Source organism: Guptibacillus hwajinpoensis (assembly GCF_020171785.1).
GTDB lineage: Bacteria > Bacillota > Bacilli > Bacillales > Guptibacillaceae > Guptibacillus > Guptibacillus sedimenti.
The window spans coordinates 198,177-216,375 of sequence record NZ_JAIVAE010000010.1; the positions used below are offsets into that span (position 1 = coordinate 198,177).

Consider the following 18,199-nt stretch of genomic DNA (forward strand, 5'->3'; position numbering starts at 1 on the left):
TCGGTTATACTTTTTCGTAAGGATGAACGGTATCAGGATAAATTTCCGTCGGGTAATTGCCTGTAAAACAACCAAGACACTGACCACACGAGGAATCTTTATCCTCTCTACCAATTGCTGTTGTCATGCCATCAGTTGTAAGGAAAGTTAGCGAATCCGCTCCAATCTCTTCACACATCTCTTCAACGCTCATCTTCGCCGCAATCAATTCGCCTGAGTTCGATGTATCAATTCCGTAATAGCATGGGCTGATAATCGGAGGCGCACTAATGCGAACGTGAACTTCTTTCGCTCCTGCTTCACGAAGCATTGTCACGATTCGTCTGCTTGTTGTCCCTCTTACAATTGAATCATCCACAATCACGACACGCTTGCCTTCAACAACTCCTCGAACTGGTGAAAGCTTCATCTTTACACCGCGTTCACGAAGCTCTTGAGAAGGTTGGATGAACGTTCTACCAACATAGCGATTTTTAATTAAGCCCATTTCATATGGAATACCTGATTCTTCTGCGTACCCAATCGCAGCTGAAATACTTGAGTCAGGAACACCCGTTACGATATCCGCTTCAATTGGCGCTTCTTTAGCAAGCTGTTTGCCTAGCTGTTTACGAGCGGTATGCACGTTAATGTTCTCGATGTTACTATCTGGTCTTGAGAAGTAGATATACTCCATTGAACAAATGGCACGTGAGATTGAAGAAGAAAAGCGCTCAGATTCCAAACCGTTCTCACTAATAATCAATAGCTCCCCTGGTTGCACATCTCGTATATATTCCGCTCCAATTAAATCAAATGCACACGTTTCTGAAGCAACAACGTAAGCCCCTTCTAAAATGCCTAATGAGAGTGGTCTTAGTCCATGGGGATCAAGAGCGACCATCATCTCTTTCTCCGTCATCATAATGAAAGCATAAGCACCTTTCACCATTGTGAGGGCATTCTTTACTTTTTCACGCTGACTTAAGTAGCCGCTTCGTTTAATCAGATGAGCCAAAACTTCTGTGTCTGATGTCGTCTGAAAAATACTCCCTTGACCTTCGAGCTGGTGCTTAAGGGCATTCGCATTTACAAGGTTTCCGTTATGCGCAAGAGCGAGGCCACCGTTCTGTGAGCGGAACACAAGAGGCTGAACGTTCTCATAGCCCCCGCCTCCAGCAGTTGAATACCTCACATGGCCGATTGCACCATTTCCTTCAAGCTTCTCAAGGTCACCTGGTCCAAAGACATCATTCACAAGTCCAAGGCCTTTATGGTTATAGAGACGATCACCGTCAGTCGTAACAATTCCAGCACCTTCTTGCCCACGATGCTGTAAACTATGAAGACCGTAGTATGTTAATGACGCAGCATCTGGGTGACCCCAGATACCAAATACGCCACACTCTTCATTTAGGCCTTTGATTTCACCAAACATGGAATAGCTCCTTTCCAGGCTGCTTCAAGCTCTTGAACTGGAGCATCGAAGATATGTGTTTCATCCTCATGCATCATCGTTAATACGCCCGTACCGGTTACTTCACCGATTAGCTTTGCCCCCGTTCGCTGCTCAAATGCCTGCTGGTGTTCTCCCTTGATGCTTACAAGAAAACGAGATTGTGTTTCACTAAAAAGGTCTGTCGTAATATCTCCGTCAATCCTTACGTTGGCTCCAAGCTCTGTGCCAATGAGCGATTCTGCAAGGGCCACACTAAGGCCGCCCTCCGCGAGATCGTGAGCTGATTCAACAAGACCATCTTGAATGGCCGTTAGAAGTTGGTTTTGGCGTTCTTTTTCAATTTCAAGATTAAGAGTTGGGGCTTGACCTGAGATCTTACCATCAAGGTACTTTTGAAGCTCGCTACCGCCAAAATCTTCTCCCGTTTCGCCAAGCATGTAAATCAAGTTACCTTCTTTTTTAAAATGCTGCGTTGTCACATGACTAAGATCATGAACGAGACCGACCATGCCAACTACCGGTGTTGGATATACCGCAATGCCGTTCGTCTCGTTATAAAGGGACACGTTCCCCCCAATAACAGGAGCATTTAGCATACGGCAAGCTTCGCTCATACCATCTGTCGCTTTCTCAATTTGCCAGAAGATCTCTGGTTTCTCAGGGTTACCGAAGTTTAAGCAATCTGTAATCGCTAGTGGCTCGCCACCCGAGCAGACAATGTTACGCGCTGCTTCTGCAACTGCAATTTGACCGCCTACTTCAGGATCAAGATATAAATAACGGGAATTACAGTCCGTCGTCATCGCTAACCCTTTGTTCGTTCCACGCACTCGAACAACAGCCGCATCTGACCCAGGTGCCACAACTGTATTTGTTCGCACCATATAGTCGTACTGATCAAAAACCCATTCCTTACTTGAAATTGTCGGCTGACTTAACAAGGTATAGAGCATTTCCTTCGCGTCTTCCACATTTGGAATTGGCTTATGAAGCTGCTGATTTTCAATATAATATTCTGGGATACGAGATGGTTTGTGATAAACAGGTGCTTCCTCTGCTAATGCATCTACAGGAACGTCCGCAACGACTTCTCCTTTATGAAGGAGACGGAATCGCTTATCTTCCGTTACTACACCAACCTCTTTCGCTAAAAGACCCCAGCGATCTGTGATCGCTTTAATCTCAGCTTCATGTCCCTTTTTCACCACAACGAGCATACGCTCCTGAGATTCAGAAAGCATCATTTCGTATGGCGTCATTCCTTTTTCACGCTGTGGCACTTCATCAAGATTCATTTCAAGTCCCATGCCTGCCTTACTCGCCATTTCGGAAGCTGAAGACGTTAGTCCAGCTGCTCCCATATCTTGAATACCGACAAGTGACTCGCAGTGAACAAGTTCAAGGCATGCTTCAAGCAGAAGCTTTTCCATGAATGGATCACCAACTTGAACGGCAGGACGCTTTTCGTCAGAAGCATCTGTCAATTCTTCAGATGCGAAGGTTGCGCCGTGGATCCCGTCACGTCCCGTGCTCGCGCCAACGTACATGACCGTGTTCCCAGCTCCTGATGCGATCCCTTTCTGAATATCTTTATGATCAATTAAGCCAACACACATCGCGTTCACAAGAGGATTTCCATCGTAAGAAGAATCAAACTGAACTTCCCCACCAACTGTTGGAATACCAATGCAATTTCCGTATCCTGCAATACCGGCTACAACTTCCTCAAAAAGATACTTCACTTTTGGATTGCTCAGCTCTCCGAAACGAAGCGAGTTAAGAAGGGCAATAGGACGTGCACCCATCGAAAAGACATCTCGGATAATGCCACCAACTCCTGTTGCAGCACCTTGATACGGCTCGATAGCTGACGGGTGGTTATGGCTTTCAATCTTAAATACCACCGCCTGTTCATCACCTATATCAACGATTCCAGCTCCTTCACCAGGACCTTGAAGAACACGCTCACCCGTAACAGGGAATTTTTTTAACACTGGCTTTGAATTCTTGTAGCTACAGTGCTCCGACCACATAACAGAAAATAGCCCCGTCTCCGTATAGTTCGGTGTACGGCCGAGAATCTCTTCCACCATACCGAACTCTTCATCTGTTAAGCCCATCTGACTGTAGAGCTTCTGGTCTTTAATCATCTCGGGTGTTGGTTCATGCATGTGTGACATGGGATTCCCTCCAGTTGCGTAGTATCGATTTAAATAGATTTAATCCATCTGCACTTCCTAATAGCTCATCTACCGCTCGTTCAGGGTGAGGCATCATCCCGAGGACGTTGCCTTTTTCGTTTACAATCCCAGCAATATCTTCAACCGATCCGTTCGGATTATCCGCATAGGTAAACGCAATTCGATTTTCCTGCTTCAGTGTTGCAAGCGTTACTTCATCGCAATAATAGTTTCCCTCACCATGCGCAATTGGAATCGTAATTTCTTCTTCTTTTTCATAAGCTGAAGTAAACATAGTTTCATTGTTTTGAACGCGTAGTGTCACTGGACGACACATAAACTTCAGGTTTTTATTTCGCTTCATCGCTCCTGGTAACAGACCTGCTTCCAAGAGAATTTGGAATCCATTACAAACACCTAGAATCGGCTTCCCTGCTTCAGCTGCCTTCACGACCTCAGCCATAATCGGCGCAAAGCGTGCAATGGCACCACTTCGAAGGTAATCTCCGTAAGAGAAACCGCCTGGTAGTAGAATCGCATCATAGTTTGCTAGATTTTGCTCATCGTACCGGACATAAACCGCTTCTTCTCCAAGCTCATCTTTGATGGCGTGATACATATCCACATCGCAGTTAGAACCCGGGAACACAATCACCGCAAATTTCACTGTGCGACTCCCTCCTCGATTTCGTAGGTGTAGTCTTCAATAACCGTATTCGCAAGAAGCTTTTCGCAAATTTCTTTAATTCGCTGATCGAGATTCTCCGTATCTTTCACTGTAAGTTCCATGTATTTCCCGATCCGTACGTCTTCCACTTCATGATACGAAAGACTGTGCAATGAATTCTTTACGGCACTTCCTTGTGGATCTAGAACACTTTCTTTTAACGTTACATAGACTTTTACTTTGTACATGATTCGGAGCCCCCCAGGCGAGTTAAAATTTGTTCGTACGCTTCTGTCAAATTTCCAATATCTCTTCGAAACACGTCTTTATCTAGTTTCTCATTCGTTTTACTATCCCATAAGCGGCAAGTATCTGGAGAGATTTCATCCGCCAACATAATCTTGCCTTCCGGTGTTACACCAAACTCTAATTTAAAATCAACGAGCTTCACGTCACGCTCAAGGAAGTATTCGCGTAATAGCGTATTGATCTTTAACGCGCGTTCTTTTAATTCTTGAACGGTTTCTTCTGTTGCAAGTTCAAGTTCTAACACATGATCAAGCGTAAGAAGAGGATCACCAAGGTCATCATTCTTGTAATAAAACTCAACGATCGGCTGTTTTAGTAACTTCCCTTCATCCACACCCGTCCGTTTGGAAAAGCTACCAGCTGCGATATTTCGAACGACTACTTCAAGTGGAATAATCGATACGCGTTTTACAAGCTGTTCAGTAGAAGAAAGCTTTTCAATAAAATGACTTTCAATGCCAGCACTCTTTAAATAGTCAAAGAGCAAGCTTGTAATTTCATTGTTCAGGCGACCTTTGCCTGTAATCGTTGCTTTCTTCTCCCCGTTATAAGCAGTTGCTGAGTCTTTATACTCGACCCAGACAACCTCCGCTTCATCCGTTGCGTAAATTCTTTTCGCTTTTCCTTCGTACAACAATGTTTGCTTTTCCATGGTGATCCCCTCCGATGCTTAATTAAAGTCCGAGACGTTCAAAAATCATATCCACCGGCTTTAGGTGGTAATTGTAGTCAAAGCAATCTTCAATTTCTGCTTCACTCAGTTGATCTGTAATCTTAGGGTCTGCTTCAACAAGTTCTCTAAATTGAATGCCTCTTTCCCAAGCATCCATTGCTTTTGGTTGAACGAGATCATACGCCGCTTCACGCGCCATGCCTTTATCAATAAGTGACAGCAGAACGCGCTGACTATAAATCAAGCCATATGTTCTTGTCATGTTACGCTTCATGTTCTCAGGGAAGACCGTTAGTTTCGAAACAATTCCTGCAAAACGATTCAGCATATAGTTGAGTGCAATCGTTGCATCCGGAAGAATTACGCGTTCTGCTGATGAGTGAGAAATATCACGTTCGTGCCAAAGAGCAACGTTCTCGTAAGCTGTTGTCATATAGCCACGAATCACACGTGCCATTCCAGTCATGTTCTCAGAACCAATCGGGTTACGCTTATGTGGCATAGCGGAAGATCCCTTTTGTCCCTTCGCGAAAAACTCTTCTACTTCACGCGTTTCACTCTTTTGAAGACCACGAATCTCAACAGCAAACTTTTCGATCGATGTCGCGACAAGTGCTAGAGCTGACATGTAATGCGCATGACGATCGCGCTGAAGCGTTTGTGTTGAAATCGGCGCTGGTTGTAACCCAAGCTTTTCACAAACATATTGCTCAATAAATGGATCAATGTTTGCATATGTTCCAACTGCTCCTGATAGTTTACCGAAACGAACGTTGTCAGAAGCTGTTTTAAATCGATCCAAGTTACGCTTCATTTCCTCATACCATAGCGCCATTTTAAGACCGAACGTTGTTGGTTCTGCATGAACACCATGAGTTCTTCCCATCATGACGGTATACTTATGTTCCTGCGCTTTTGCTTTTAGAACGTCAATGAATTTCTCGATGTCTTTAATCAAAATGTCGTTCGCTTGATTCAGCTGATAAGAAAGTGCAGTATCAACGACATCTGTGGATGTTAGGCCGTAGTGCACCCATTTCCGTTCTTCTCCAAGTGTTTCAGATACCGCTCTTGTGAAAGCCACCACATCATGACGCGTTTCTTCTTCAATCTCATGAATGCGATCAACGTTGAAACCAGCGTTTTCACGGATTTTTTGAACATCTTCTTTCGGAATGATGCCAAGTTCAGCCCAAGCTTCACATGCTAAAATTTCTACCTCTAGCCACGCATTGTAGCGGTTTTCCTCTGTCCAAATCGCTCCCATTTCAGGGCGAGTATAACGTTCAATCATTGTAAGTCCTCCTGGTCTCTTGTCTTTACTGCCATAACTTCCATGAGTTCATTCGCTTGATTGCTTCTTCGGTTGAAGGGGCAAGAAAGTTAATGTGGCCCATTTTACGATTTGGCTTTGCTTCGTCTTTTCCATATAAATGTAGCTTTGCATCGCCGAGCTCTGAAATGCTGTTCATAAGCGGAGTCACATGCTGACCGAGCAAGTTTCCCATCACCACAGGTTTTAACAGTTCTGTGTTCCCAAGCGGCAATCCACATATCGCTCGAATATGTTGCTCAAATTGTGATGTTTCACATGCCTCCATCGTATAATGACCAGAATTATGCGGACGTGGTGCAAGCTCATTCACATAAATCTCATTATCTTTAAGAAATAGCTCAACTGCAAGTGTTCCAACAAGTTGAAGTGAATTTGCAATCTTCTTTCCAACCTCATCCGCTTTCGTTATGACCGCTTCGTCTACTCGAGCAGGAACAATCGTTTGATGAAGAATATTGTTCACATGAACATTCTCACCTACAGGAAAAGTTGTTGTTTCCCCTGATACACTGCGTGTCACAATCACAGAGAGTTCCTTTTGAAATGGAACCCAGCTTTCAAGAATACAAGGTACATCCGGAAAAGTGAGAGCTTCAACATCTTTTTCCGTTTTAAGTACCCACTGCCCTTTCCCATCATAACCACCCGTACGTGTTTTAAGGACTGAAGGAAGACCGATTTTCTCGAGTGCATCCATAAATTCTTGATGAGAGCCGACTGGTTCAAAAGGCGCTACTTGAAGACCAGAATCCTGAATCGCTGTTTTCTCAACATAGCGATCTTGCGTCACTCGAAGTAGTTCTCCCCCCTGAGGCATATATGCATTTTCTTCCAACCATTTTGCTGTATCGTGTGTTATATTTTCAAATTCATACGTGATCACATCACTTAAGTCAGCTAGCTTACGAGCGCCATCTAAGTCATCATAGCTACTGACCACCTCATGATCCGCTACCTGCCCACAAGGAGAATCTTTTTTCGGTTCGAGAACTGCGATTTTGTAGCCCATCTCTCTTGCCTTTAACGCCATCATTCTCCCTAGCTGTCCGCCACCTAAAATTCCAATTGTACTTCCTGGCAAAATGGTTTTCCTCATAAGCTGTCACTACTTTCGAGTACGGTTTCTTTCATTTGAAATCGATATTCGCTAAGCTTTTGCTCGATCGTTTCATCACCTGTACTTAGAATTTGCGCAGCAAGCAATCCAGCATTTTTCGCTCCCGCTTTTCCAATCGCCACGGTTGCTACAGGCACGCCACCTGGCATTTGTACGATCGAAAGGAGAGAATCTAAACCGTTTAATGCGCGTGATTGAACAGGTACACCAATGACTGGGAGGGTTGTTTTGGCTGCTACCATCCCTGGTAAGTGTGCAGCACCACCAGCACCAGCAATGATTACGTTCAAGCCACGTTCTCTTGCCGATTCTGCATATTCAAACATTAATTCCGGCGTTCGATGAGCCGAAACAACTTTTTTCTCGTATGGTACTTGAAGTTCTTCTAGTATGTCACAGGCATGCTTCATCGTATCCCAATCAGAAGTGCTTCCCATGATGACGCCAACTTTTGCGTTCATGCTATTCCTCCTTAAATGAAGGTGCTAATTAATCAAAATAGTGTGAAAATAACAGAAAAGCCCGAGATAGAATTCTTCTATTTACTTAGAAGAAGCTTCTACCTCGGGCGAAAACACATCCGTCCTGATCTGCGCGTACGCAAAACACGACTTTCCCCCTCATAGTCCGACGATTTAAGGTCGTCAGGTAGAAACTTATGGGCCTTATTCCCAAGATTATATGAGGTATCCTTTTTGCTCCTCTTTCATAGTAACAAGAGCGACGTTCAACTGTCAACGAAAAATCGAACGATGTGTTTTATATCGACTATAATGTTCGGTTTTTACTTTAACTTTCCATCAAAAACAATTTTCCGACCGGCTAGCTCTGGTTCTTTAGATCCCTTACTTTCTTTAAAGACAGGTTCTTCCCTACGTCTCACAGGCATATATCCTTCGTCATCCATTCGTTTTAAACAGTCAGAAAGTGATTCATTTTCATGAACCTCGAACTTCTTTTTCTTTGCTTTCTTTTCCATACATTACCTCCGAATTTTTCTAACCCAGAATCCACCCTGGAAGGTCCGGGGTTCATAAGAGATAACGAAAGCTTTCGGATCAAGATCTTCAATCGCTTTATAGAGCTTTCTTTCCGATTTACGTGACGTTAGTACTTGCATCACCAAACGTTCTCCCTGTCTACCATGTGCAAGGTAATGCGTAACACCATACCCGATATCTCTTAATTTATTAGGAATATCATCTTCAAGCTTTGTTGTAATGGCATTCACTGTAATATAACCAAGCGCAAGGTATTCTTCAATCTTCATCCCAACGATAATTCCTACACCAAAACCTAGGGCATATGCAATTACGTTTTGAATTTGCCCTAGGTTATCGAGGACGAGACCAAGTCCTATAACATATATGGCAATTTCAATTGTTCCTGTAACAGCTGCAAGGTACCGCTGACCTTTAAGTGTTAGAATCGTCCGCATCGTAAGAAACGATACATAGAAAATATTAATCACAAAAATAGTCAAAACCATGCCAAGACCTGTATCCAGCATGTCCATCCTCCTTTTCCCTTATCGTTCTAACTCGAACTTTCCCTAGCATAACACGAGGAAACAGAAAACCGCATGCGATATTTATCGAATTTAGCTAAAAAGTTTCGACTAATTTTTCCATGTTTCTCTTTTAACAGGATTCGCTTTTGAAAACTGTTTTTGTATGCACTTAACAATCAATTGTTTGGTGCATATACTGGGAAAAAGCCCGGGGAGGAAACCATATGGGGGACTATTGGAGTCAAATGTATGATTGGCGAAATAAGATGAATAAATTTATGGGGGATGACTTCTGGACAGATTTTCAGGATATGTTCGCTTCGAACGGTCCACTTGTCAATCTTTACGAAGCAGGAAACGAACTTATTTGCACCGTCTACCTTCCGGGAATTAAGAAGATCGATGATGTAGATGTGTACATTCATTATCGGACACTTAAAGTAAAAGGTCAGACGACAATGAACCTTAAAGGGTATCGAAACGTTCAGGAGGAGTATAAGCATGGCCCATTTGAACGCATTGTTGAACTTCCTTTTCCCGTTCGCGATAAACCGATTGATGCGAGTTATAAAAGAGGTATCCTATTAATTCATCTTCATAGACTTATTGAATCAAGAGAAGATAAGAAGCGATTGAAAATCACCGATGTCGAATTAGATGAATCCTAAAAAAACAGAGGCAATTGACGATTGCCTCTGTCACACCCTCTATAGAAAGCTAAATAAGCCATCCGTTACGCCAATACGGTAGATATAATAGCATCCAAACCCCACTGATAGAATGCCAGTTAGCTGAGTTAGTCGATGGTTTAGTTTCCTTTGTTTTCTTGTAATGACGAACGGAATACCAAGGATAGTGGTAAATCCTAGCATACCAACGCATGTCCCAACTCCAAAAACGAGAATATAGATCGCTCCTTGCCACAGCGTCTCTACTGTCCCCATCGTTAAAAGAACCATTGCTGCACTTCCGGCTAACCCATGAACAAATCCAATCATACCTGATTGGAGGTAACTGCGATCACCCTTCAATTCTTTATTTGCTGTTTTTGTTAAGAACGTTTTAATCCCCAGAAACACGAGCATAAATCCTACGAGCATTTCAAGCGACATCGCCCAAGTGTCTGTAATCGTTGCATTAAAGAGAAAGAGAAGCATGCCGATCAGGAAAAGCGTTGAGGTATGTCCAATTCCCCAGTAAACACCCGCTAACGACGATTTCCACAAACTACGCGTTTTGCTCGCTATGGTTGAAACGGCAATCACATGATCTGGTTCAATTGCATGTTTGATACCAAGTAAAAAACCAATTACTAATATGGATACTAGACTAGCGTCCATCCTTTCCCCCCTCTATGTCTCCTACTATTTACGCCAGGATATCGCGCTTTGATTGTTAATTGTTCGATGAATGAATGTTTCAATTGCAGCAAACACCTTCTCAATACGAGAAGTCCGCTTTGCAAGAATTCGAAAGCAACAGCCAGGAATCGGTAACATCGAAACGCCGAAATGAGCATCAGGAAAGGAAGAAAGTTCCTCTCTCAACGTCTCAATCCATTCCTCACTTACACTCGGGTGGATAAAAAATAAGGATCCGATATGGGTATTCCCTTCTAACTGAAGCAGGCTTCTTACATCCTCATCAGGCTTTAATCGTAGATGGTCATAAACGGCTAGCTTTTCATTCTGATAGATTTTCACCTTAGATGTCACACACGTATAAGGGAATAGTTCCCCTTCCTTCGACCAGCCTGGCGTCACAATATCGGTTAGAAATAAAACGGCGCTTTTATCCATGTATACATCCGTTTGTTGGATAAAGCGCGCATCTCGATACGCGATGAGCGGATCCAGCTTTAGATGTAATTGACTCTTTTCATCTAGCTTATAAACGCTTTTCTGCTCGACTTGCTTGTTTCGTGTTTTATAAATCTTCGTAGATGCCTGCGTTGTCACTGCTAACTTCGCATTCTTTCTTACATTAATCTTAGTAAAATATGTATCGCCATCAACATAGCCACCGCCTACATGAATCAACTGTACAAGTGGGAGACCTTCTTCTGTGTAAGTAGGACGTGAGATTTTAAATACTCCGTTGTAATAAGCATCTGACAGAACGGACTTGCCATATCTCTCAGATGCTTCTAACTGAAGATAACCTGTATAGGTCACTGCTCAAGTCCTACAAAAAATGCCTGTTCTTTGATCCAGTTCACTACATCACTAACCCCTGTTTCATCCTTTAAGTTCGTGAAGAAAAATGTGCGATCTCCTCTTGATTTCAGCGTATCCTCACGCATGATATCAAGATTCGCGCCAACGTAAGGAGCAAGATCCGTTTTATTAATAATAAACAGATCTGACTTAATCATTCCCTGCCCCCCTTTACGAGGGATCTTCTCTCCCTGCGCCACATCAATAATATAAATGGAGAAATCAACGAGCTCAGGACTAAACGTAGCAGCGAGATTATCGCCTCCGCTTTCCACAAAAATAAGATCAAGATCTTCATGACGTTCGTTTAATTCATCAATAGCAGCAAAGTTCATCGATGCATCTTCTCGAATCGCCGTATGCGGGCACCCACCAGTTTCGACTCCAATAATCCTGTCGGATGGTAAAATCCCATTCTTCGTTAGAAACTTTGCATCTTCTTTTGTGTAAATATCATTTGTAATAACCGCCATGCTAAATTCATCTTTCATCGCTCGAGTTAATCGATCAACTAATAATGTTTTGCCAGCACCAACTGGCCCTCCGATGCCAATTCGAATCGGTTCACTCATTTTCGATCATCCTTTCCTTAACTCATAAATAATCGGACATTAATCGTCTCATGCTGCATTTGCGCGATCTCAAGACCTGGGGACCCGATTCCGAAGTCACTCTCATCAAGTGACATGATCTTTTCTACACTCTTGGTGAGGAGAGGCTGGATCTCGACAAGAATACGCTGACCATCTGTTTGCCCAAGCGGCACGCCTCTGACAGCATTTTGAACAAGTGACGAAGCTGTCGCAAACCCATAGCAGGAAACCGCTGTTTCCACGTCAATCCCAAGATGGTGAGAAACAATTGCAAAGACTAAAGCACCATGTCCATAAACGTTCTTCTCTTTCAATTCATCGAGGTACTGTTCAAAAATGAAATTGGGATAAAGTGTTGAGACGACCTTAACAAGGCGATCGCCAATTCTCCTGTTCCCTTCTCTTGTTTCTCGCGCCATTCCAAGCGCATACAGCGATTGATCGAGCTCCCAAAGCTGATCAACTTTGCCTGATTCTAACCACTCGTAAGCGAACCGACAGGCTAATCCATCCGTGTAAACAAGCTGATTCATCAGAAAAAGCTCAAGCACGTGTTGAAAGGAGGGGGCATCATGAACGGTACCGTTCGAGATATACGTCTCAATTCCAAACGAATGCGAGAATGCACCTGATGGAAACTGGGAATCACTCATTTGGAGCATTGGAAAAAGCACATTAGTCATGCCCAATGTATTTAAACGCTTCTTTCATTTTTCGTTCTTCAATAACGTGGGTAACGTTCATTTCAGTTAACAACCGAACGACGAGATAGTCATGCTGCACAATCATCTCGTTCCCCTCAAATTGTGCGGGCAAATGACGGTTGCCAAGCATATGCGCTACTTCTCCCATCTGTTTTAATGAATCTGGCTGAATCACGATGACTTCATCCTCCAGTACACTAATAACAATCACATTTTCTGATGTGCGATGAAGAATATCACCATCGATCAAATCGACGGGTTTGGATAGTTTAATCCCAATCTCTTTCCCGTGATCGGTTTTCACACGCTGAATTCGTTTCACGAGCTCATCACTACGAAGATAAACACGCTCTACATGCGGTTGTGCTTCTTTTTCTTCGTGAATGTTTCCCTTTATTTCACTAATAATCATCCGCCATCACCTCAAAATAGAAAATATCGTTGAGCAAGTGGTACGCTGGTTGCGGGCTCACATGTAATCAGCTCACCATCCACTTTCACTTCATACGTTTCTGGATCCACTTGAATATCCGGTGTTTCGCCATTGTATTTCATATCTTTCTTTCTAAGCTTTCTAATATTTTGGACAGGTTTAATCATCTTTTGTAGACCAAGCTTTTCATGAACCCCTCTTTCAATAGCTGCTTGAGATAAAAAGGTAATAGAGGTTCTTGATTTCGCTTTTCCAAATTGCCCAAACATCGGTCGGTACAGAGCCGGTTGTGGCGTGGGGATCGAAGCATTCGGGTCCCCCATCACGCTCCATGCAATCATCCCGCCTTTCACAATTTGCTCCGGCTTCACCCCAAAAAAGCCTGGCTTCCATAAAACAAAATCTGCTAGCTTCCCTACCTCAATAGATCCAACTTCATCTGAAATGCCGTGTGCAATCGCTGGATTAATCGTATATTTCGCTATGTAACGTTTCACACGTTCGTTATCATTGGCATCGTCTTTTGGCATGGTTCCGCGTTGCTTTTTCATTTTATCAGCCGTCTGCCACGTTCTAGAAATCACTTCGCCCACTCGTCCCATCGCCTGCGAGTCAGAGCTAATAATGCTAAAGACGCCCATATCATGCAAAATATCTTCTGCTGCAATTGTCTCTTTCCGGATTCTCGAGTCTGCAAATGCCACATCTTCTGGTACGGAAGAGTCGAGATGATGACAAACCATTAACATATCAAGATGCTCTGCAATTGTATTTGTTGTAAAGGGACGAGTTGGGTTCGTTGAAGACGGAAGAATGTGTTCATAGGAAGCTGCCTTAATAATATCGGGAGCATGTCCTCCTCCAGCGCCTTCTGTGTGATATGTATGAATCACTCTTCCGTTAATGGCATTCAGTGTATCCTCTACAAAGCCACCTTCGTTTAATGTATCGGTATGAATTGCTACTTGAACATCATACTGATCGGCAACCGTTAATGCCGTATCGATCGAGGCTGCAGTTGTTCCCCAGTCTTCGTGAAGCTTTAGCCCAATTGCTCCTGCTTCAATTTGTTCTTGTAATGCTTCCTCACCTGAAGCATTTCCTTTCCCAAGAAAGCCAAGATTCACTGGAAATGCTTCTGCTGACTCCAACATACGATGAATATTCCACTCACCCGGTGTACAGGTTGTCGCATTTGTTCCAGTCGCTGGACCCGTTCCTCCTCCAAGCATTGTTGTAATTCCAGATTCGATTGCAGTCTCAATTAATTGCGGACAAATAAAATGAATATGCGAATCGATTCCTCCTGCTGTGACAATCATTCCTTCAGCTGCAATGACTTCTGTAGAAGCACCAATCACAATATCGATATGATTCATTAAATAAGGATTGCCAGCTTTACCAATCGAAGCAATACGACCATCCTTTACACCGATATCTGCTTTATAAATACCGGTATAATCCACAATAAGAGCATTGGTGACAACTAGATCGACAGAGTCACTTCTAGTCGCTAGAGGATGCTGCCCCATACCATCGCGAATCACCTTGCCACCACCGAATTTCACTTCATCCCCATAGCTTGTTTCATCCCGTTCTACTTCAATAAATAACTCTGTATCAGCTAATCGAACTTGATCTCCAACTGTTGGACCAAACATATCCGAATAAGCTTTTCTTGAAAGTTCAAAACTCATCGATTCACCTCACCATCTAACGAACCATTTGTTTTATTATTAAGTCCGAACACTTTACGATCACCTGAAAATTCAACGAGTGTTACTTCTTTCGCATCTCCTGGTTCAAACCGAACAGCCGTACCTGCAGCAATATTTAAATGCATACCAAAAGCGCGCTCGCGATCAAAATTTAGCGCTTCATTCACTTCGTAGAAATGAAAATGCGAACCTATTTGAACCGGTCTGTCTCCAACGTTAATGACTTCCATTTCAATCGCTTCTTTCTCTTGGTTACATACAATGGTAGTTGACTTTAACTTGTACTCACCTGGAATCAACGCTTCACCCCCTCAAATAATCGGATCATGAACTGTGACTAATTTGGTACCATCCTGAAAGGTAGCCTCTACTTGAATATCCGTAATCATTTCTGGCACACCTTCCATAACATCTTCTCTAGTTAAAATCGTTCTTCCATATTGCATCAATTCAGCAACACTCTGTCCGTCTCTTGCTCCTTCAAGTACTTCATATGTAATAATCGCAATGGCCTCCGGGTAATTAAGCTTTAGCCCTCTATCCTGCCTCCTTCTCGCTAAATCTGCCGCAACGACAACCATTAATTTCTCCTGTTCTCTCGCCATTAACTTCAAGTAAATCCTCTCCTAACTCACAATAGAAACCGAAAATTATGATAATTCATATTATACATAAAATAGACGGTTATAAAAGAACATAAGATTATTTTTAATTCACAACTTCACATAGAGATACAGATGGCACATGAACAAGAACCCTAATATGTCAGCTTTTGTTAGCGCATTCAATAATTCATTTTAAACTTGAAATAATATGTTAGATTAACTTACATACGAGGGATTTCATACCAAAAAAAGAAGAAGCTTTTCGCTTCTTCTAAATGATTACTTATGAAAAATTACTCTTTCTTCAACTGGTTGAAATTCTTTTCCCCCTGGGGGAGCCGTAGGGTTTCCAAAAGGCATCTGCGCAATAAGCTCCCAATTAGATGGTACATCCCACTCTTCTTTTACCTGATCATCAATTAATGGATTATAATGTTGAAGAGATGCACCTAGACCCTCTTTTTCTAATGCTGTCCAGATAACAAACTGAAGCATACCAGAAGAATGCTGTGACCACTTCGGAAAATTGTCAGCAAATGTGGGAAGCTTTTCTTGAAGTCCTTTAATCACGTCTTGATCTTCGAAGAAAAGAACGGTACCATAACCACCTGCAAATCCGTTCATACGTCCTTCAGTTGCCTCAAACTGATCTGCAGGAACGATAGCTCGAAGTGTCTCCTTTGTAATCTCATTCCACAGTTTTGTGTGGTTCTCATCTAAAAGAACAAGTACTCTTGCGCTTTGTGAGTTAAAAGCGGAAGGTGTGTGTTTAACCGCATACTCAATTACCTCTTGCAGTTTTTCGTCTGAAATCAGGCGCTCTTTTCCAATCCCGTAAATTGACCTTCTTGCTTTTACATCCTCGTAAAACCCTTTCTTGTCTGTACTTGTCTCGTTTTTTGTTGAACCAAAAATCCTATCCATCATACTCAAGTTGATAACCACCTTTTTCTTTATTTTTTCAAACTCAGACGAATCCTATTCCCTGAAGGATCTTCTGTATAGTAATCATCATCCTTCTGCCATACGTTGTTGAACTTTTTCAATTGCTCTACGCATTTACTTCTTTCTAACTCACTTGTAAAAACAAGCGAAAACCACTTAAGACCAATACTTCCTTCCTTAGAGGGCAATGCCCCAGCGCTTTGCCAGGTATTCAATCCAATATGATGATGATAGCCCCCATACGATGCGAATACCGCATGGTCACCTAACTGACTTACAACTTGAAAACCTAAACCATTTTGATAGAAGTATTTAGCTTCTTGTAGATTAGACACTTGAAGGTGAACGTGTCCAAGAACGGTATGCTCAGGAAGACCTTCAAAAACCCCTGACGACGCTTCTTTCATTAAGTCTTCGGCGTTCAATGCATTTGTTGTCATCACTACTTGATCTTCCTCCCACCTCCACTGTGTTGAAGGTCGATCTGCATAGATTTCAATCCCATTTCCATCAGGATCTCCTAAATAGATCGCTTCACTAACAGAATGGTCAGCAGCACCTTGAAGGGGATATCCAGTACTTAATAGGTGCCTTAGGACATTCGCAAGATGCTTTCGTTCAGGTACAAGTAAAGCAAAGTGATACAGTCCAGTTGAAGGGTGTGCTCTTCTCGTGCTTGTTTGTTCAATTGTGAGAAGGGGCGTCTTACCATTCGTTGTGAAAACGACAGTATCGTTGGATTTAGTAAGTATTTTGAACCCGACTATTTTTTTATAAAAATTAATTGATCGATTTAAATCACTTACATACAACTGGATTTCACTAGTGTGAGGAACAAATTCAGAATGAAATTTCATAATCGATCTCCTTTAAGAGTTCTTAATACACTCAGTTACTTACTTTATGTAAGTAACTATATAATTATAAATAAGATACGTCAAGTTACTTGATTTCAATCAATAATCTTTTGATTTGAATTCATACTGAGTTATAATAAATTTGGGAGTGAGTAATTATGAATAAATCGTCTCTATGTCCTAGATTTGAAAAAGCAATGTCCCTTTTGAGTCAGAGGTGGACAGGTCTAATTATTCATCAACTTTTAGAGGGACCTCAGCGATTTTGCACGATAGAAACTTCCATTTCTATCAGTGGTCGTGTACTCTCAGAGAGGTTAAAGGACCTTGAGCAACAGGGGATCGTTATCCGAAATGTATATCCTGAGACACCTGTTCGGATAGAATACTCATTAAGCGATAAAGGGAACGCACTCGCTCCAGTTTTGCATGAGATTGAAAACTGGGCAGAGCATTGGATAGAAATTGATGATACTGATAAGTAAAATAGCATAAATAAAGCCGATTGCTCTTATTTTGAGCAATCGGCTTTTGTTTTAAGAAAATCGGCAGCTTTTTGGAGAACCAGTACTTTTAATGCGGGAATTGGGGGATAAATCAGGTGAGAAAGTTAGAACTGACCAGAAATTCCGCGATAGTTGAGATTTTTCCGCGATTATCCTTATTAATTCCGCGAATTTGAGATTAATTCCACGAACGTAGTCCATAAGGGCTTTCAGCTAGTCAAAACCAAATCCGTAAAACCACAAAAAAAGCGAGAAACCATTTGGTCTCTCGCCTTTCATCATTGCCCAGCGACGTCCTACTCTTGCAGGGGGAGATCCCCCAACTACCATCGGCGCTGAAGAGCTTAACTTCCGTGTTCGGCATGGGAACGGGTGTGACCTCTTCGCCATCG

Annotated in this window: 22 protein-coding genes, 1 rRNA gene and 1 riboswitch; of the genes, 2 read left to right on the top strand and 21 right to left on the bottom strand. The window is 42.5% G+C overall.

What is annotated here, in order from left to right:
• Positions 1-4 precede the first annotated feature (4 nt).
• From purF to LCL91_RS15940, 10 genes are all read right to left on the bottom strand, one after another.
• Complete coding sequence (purF, locus tag LCL91_RS15895) at positions 5-1,417, bottom strand: amidophosphoribosyltransferase (RefSeq protein WP_224883755.1); 1,413 nt, start codon at positions 1,415-1,417, stop codon at positions 5-7.
• Positions 1,393-3,618 carry a phosphoribosylformylglycinamidine synthase subunit PurL gene (gene purL, locus LCL91_RS15900; RefSeq protein WP_224883756.1) on the bottom strand — a complete coding sequence of 742 codons (2,226 nt, stop codon included), beginning with the start codon at positions 3,616-3,618 and terminating at the stop codon, positions 1,393-1,395. The genes purF and purL overlap by 25 nt, the downstream gene beginning before the upstream one ends.
• Complete coding sequence (purQ, locus tag LCL91_RS15905; RefSeq protein ID WP_224883757.1) at positions 3,602-4,285, bottom strand: phosphoribosylformylglycinamidine synthase subunit PurQ; 684 nt, start codon at positions 4,283-4,285, stop codon at positions 3,602-3,604. The genes purL and purQ overlap by 17 nt, the downstream gene beginning before the upstream one ends.
• A complete protein-coding gene (gene purS / locus LCL91_RS15910) occupies positions 4,282-4,533 on the bottom strand; it encodes a phosphoribosylformylglycinamidine synthase subunit PurS (RefSeq protein WP_098446125.1) in 252 nt (83 codons plus the stop codon). Before purS ends, purQ begins: the two co-directional genes overlap by 4 nt.
• Entirely contained in the window at positions 4,521-5,246 is a 726-nt protein-coding gene (gene purC / locus LCL91_RS15915; protein ID WP_224883758.1) for a phosphoribosylaminoimidazolesuccinocarboxamide synthase, read from the bottom strand. Before purC ends, purS begins: the two co-directional genes overlap by 13 nt.
• Before the next feature lie 22 nt (positions 5,247-5,268).
• Positions 5,269-6,561 carry an adenylosuccinate lyase gene (gene purB, locus LCL91_RS15920; RefSeq protein ID WP_224883761.1) on the bottom strand — a complete coding sequence of 431 codons (1,293 nt, stop codon included), beginning with the start codon at positions 6,559-6,561 and terminating at the stop codon, positions 5,269-5,271.
• A 25-nt stretch (positions 6,562-6,586) separates the two neighbouring features.
• Positions 6,587-7,699, bottom strand: coding sequence for a 5-(carboxyamino)imidazole ribonucleotide synthase (gene purK / locus LCL91_RS15925; protein ID WP_224883763.1), 1,113 nt, complete (start codon positions 7,697-7,699; stop codon positions 6,587-6,589).
• A complete protein-coding gene (purE, locus tag LCL91_RS15930; RefSeq protein ID WP_224883765.1) occupies positions 7,696-8,181 on the bottom strand; it encodes a 5-(carboxyamino)imidazole ribonucleotide mutase in 486 nt (161 codons plus the stop codon). Before purE ends, purK begins: the two co-directional genes overlap by 4 nt.
• Positions 8,182-8,323: 142 nt before the next feature.
• A riboswitch (purine riboswitch) is annotated at positions 8,324-8,425 on the bottom strand.
• A 79-nt stretch (positions 8,426-8,504) separates the two neighbouring features.
• Positions 8,505-8,699 (bottom strand): NETI motif-containing protein, encoded by a 195-nt coding sequence (locus LCL91_RS15935; RefSeq protein ID WP_098446118.1) that lies wholly within the window; start codon positions 8,697-8,699, stop codon positions 8,505-8,507.
• 3 nt (positions 8,700-8,702) lie between these two features.
• Positions 8,703-9,230 carry a DUF2179 domain-containing protein gene (locus LCL91_RS15940; RefSeq protein ID WP_098446117.1) on the bottom strand — a complete coding sequence of 176 codons (528 nt, stop codon included), beginning with the start codon at positions 9,228-9,230 and terminating at the stop codon, positions 8,703-8,705.
• 224 nt (positions 9,231-9,454) lie between these two features.
• On the opposite strand from LCL91_RS15940, the gene LCL91_RS15945 reads away from it, so the two are divergent.
• Entirely contained in the window at positions 9,455-9,898 is a 444-nt protein-coding gene (locus LCL91_RS15945) for an Hsp20/alpha crystallin family protein (RefSeq protein ID WP_224883767.1), read from the top strand.
• Between the two features lie 39 nt (positions 9,899-9,937).
• On the opposite strand, the gene LCL91_RS15950 is transcribed toward LCL91_RS15945, so the two are convergent.
• The 10 genes from LCL91_RS15950 to LCL91_RS15995 all read right to left on the bottom strand — a co-directional run bounded on the left by LCL91_RS15950 (position 9,938) and on the right by LCL91_RS15995 (position 17,301).
• Positions 9,938-10,570: a sulfite exporter TauE/SafE family protein gene (locus tag LCL91_RS15950; protein WP_224883769.1), complete on the bottom strand. Its 633-nt coding sequence runs from the start codon at positions 10,568-10,570 to the stop codon at positions 9,938-9,940.
• A gap of 24 nt (positions 10,571-10,594) precedes the next feature.
• A complete protein-coding gene (locus tag LCL91_RS15955; RefSeq protein ID WP_224883772.1) occupies positions 10,595-11,404 on the bottom strand; it encodes an urease accessory protein UreD in 810 nt (269 codons plus the stop codon).
• Positions 11,401-12,018, bottom strand: coding sequence for an urease accessory protein UreG (gene ureG, locus LCL91_RS15960; protein WP_224599299.1), 618 nt, complete (start codon positions 12,016-12,018; stop codon positions 11,401-11,403). The genes LCL91_RS15955 and ureG overlap by 4 nt, the downstream gene beginning before the upstream one ends.
• A 17-nt stretch (positions 12,019-12,035) precedes the next feature.
• Complete coding sequence (locus LCL91_RS15965; RefSeq protein ID WP_224883774.1) at positions 12,036-12,701, bottom strand: urease accessory protein UreF; 666 nt, start codon at positions 12,699-12,701, stop codon at positions 12,036-12,038.
• 13 nt (positions 12,702-12,714) lie between these two features.
• Positions 12,715-13,155, bottom strand: a complete 441-nt coding sequence (locus LCL91_RS15970) for an urease accessory protein UreE (protein ID WP_224883776.1) — start codon at positions 13,153-13,155, stop codon at positions 12,715-12,717.
• Between the two features lie 11 nt (positions 13,156-13,166).
• A complete protein-coding gene (gene ureC / locus LCL91_RS15975; protein WP_224883778.1) occupies positions 13,167-14,873 on the bottom strand; it encodes an urease subunit alpha in 1,707 nt (568 codons plus the stop codon).
• Positions 14,870-15,193, bottom strand: coding sequence for an urease subunit beta (locus LCL91_RS15980; RefSeq protein ID WP_224599307.1), 324 nt, complete (start codon positions 15,191-15,193; stop codon positions 14,870-14,872). The genes ureC and LCL91_RS15980 overlap by 4 nt, the downstream gene beginning before the upstream one ends.
• Positions 15,194-15,205: 12 nt before the next feature.
• A complete protein-coding gene (locus LCL91_RS15985) occupies positions 15,206-15,508 on the bottom strand; it encodes an urease subunit gamma (protein WP_224883780.1) in 303 nt (100 codons plus the stop codon).
• 270 nt (positions 15,509-15,778) lie between these two features.
• A complete protein-coding gene (locus LCL91_RS15990) occupies positions 15,779-16,423 on the bottom strand; it encodes a nitroreductase family protein (RefSeq protein WP_224883804.1) in 645 nt (214 codons plus the stop codon).
• Between the two features lie 29 nt (positions 16,424-16,452).
• A complete protein-coding gene (locus LCL91_RS15995; RefSeq protein WP_224883782.1) occupies positions 16,453-17,301 on the bottom strand; it encodes a VOC family protein in 849 nt (282 codons plus the stop codon).
• A 158-nt stretch (positions 17,302-17,459) separates the two neighbouring features.
• On the opposite strand from LCL91_RS15995, the gene LCL91_RS16000 reads away from it, so the two are divergent.
• Positions 17,460-17,786, top strand: a complete 327-nt coding sequence (locus tag LCL91_RS16000; protein ID WP_224599312.1) for a winged helix-turn-helix transcriptional regulator — start codon at positions 17,460-17,462, stop codon at positions 17,784-17,786.
• 304 nt (positions 17,787-18,090) lie between these two features.
• Here LCL91_RS16000 and rrf read toward each other — a convergent pair.
• A 5S ribosomal RNA gene (gene rrf, locus LCL91_RS16005) occupies positions 18,091-18,199 on the bottom strand; the annotation flags it as partial.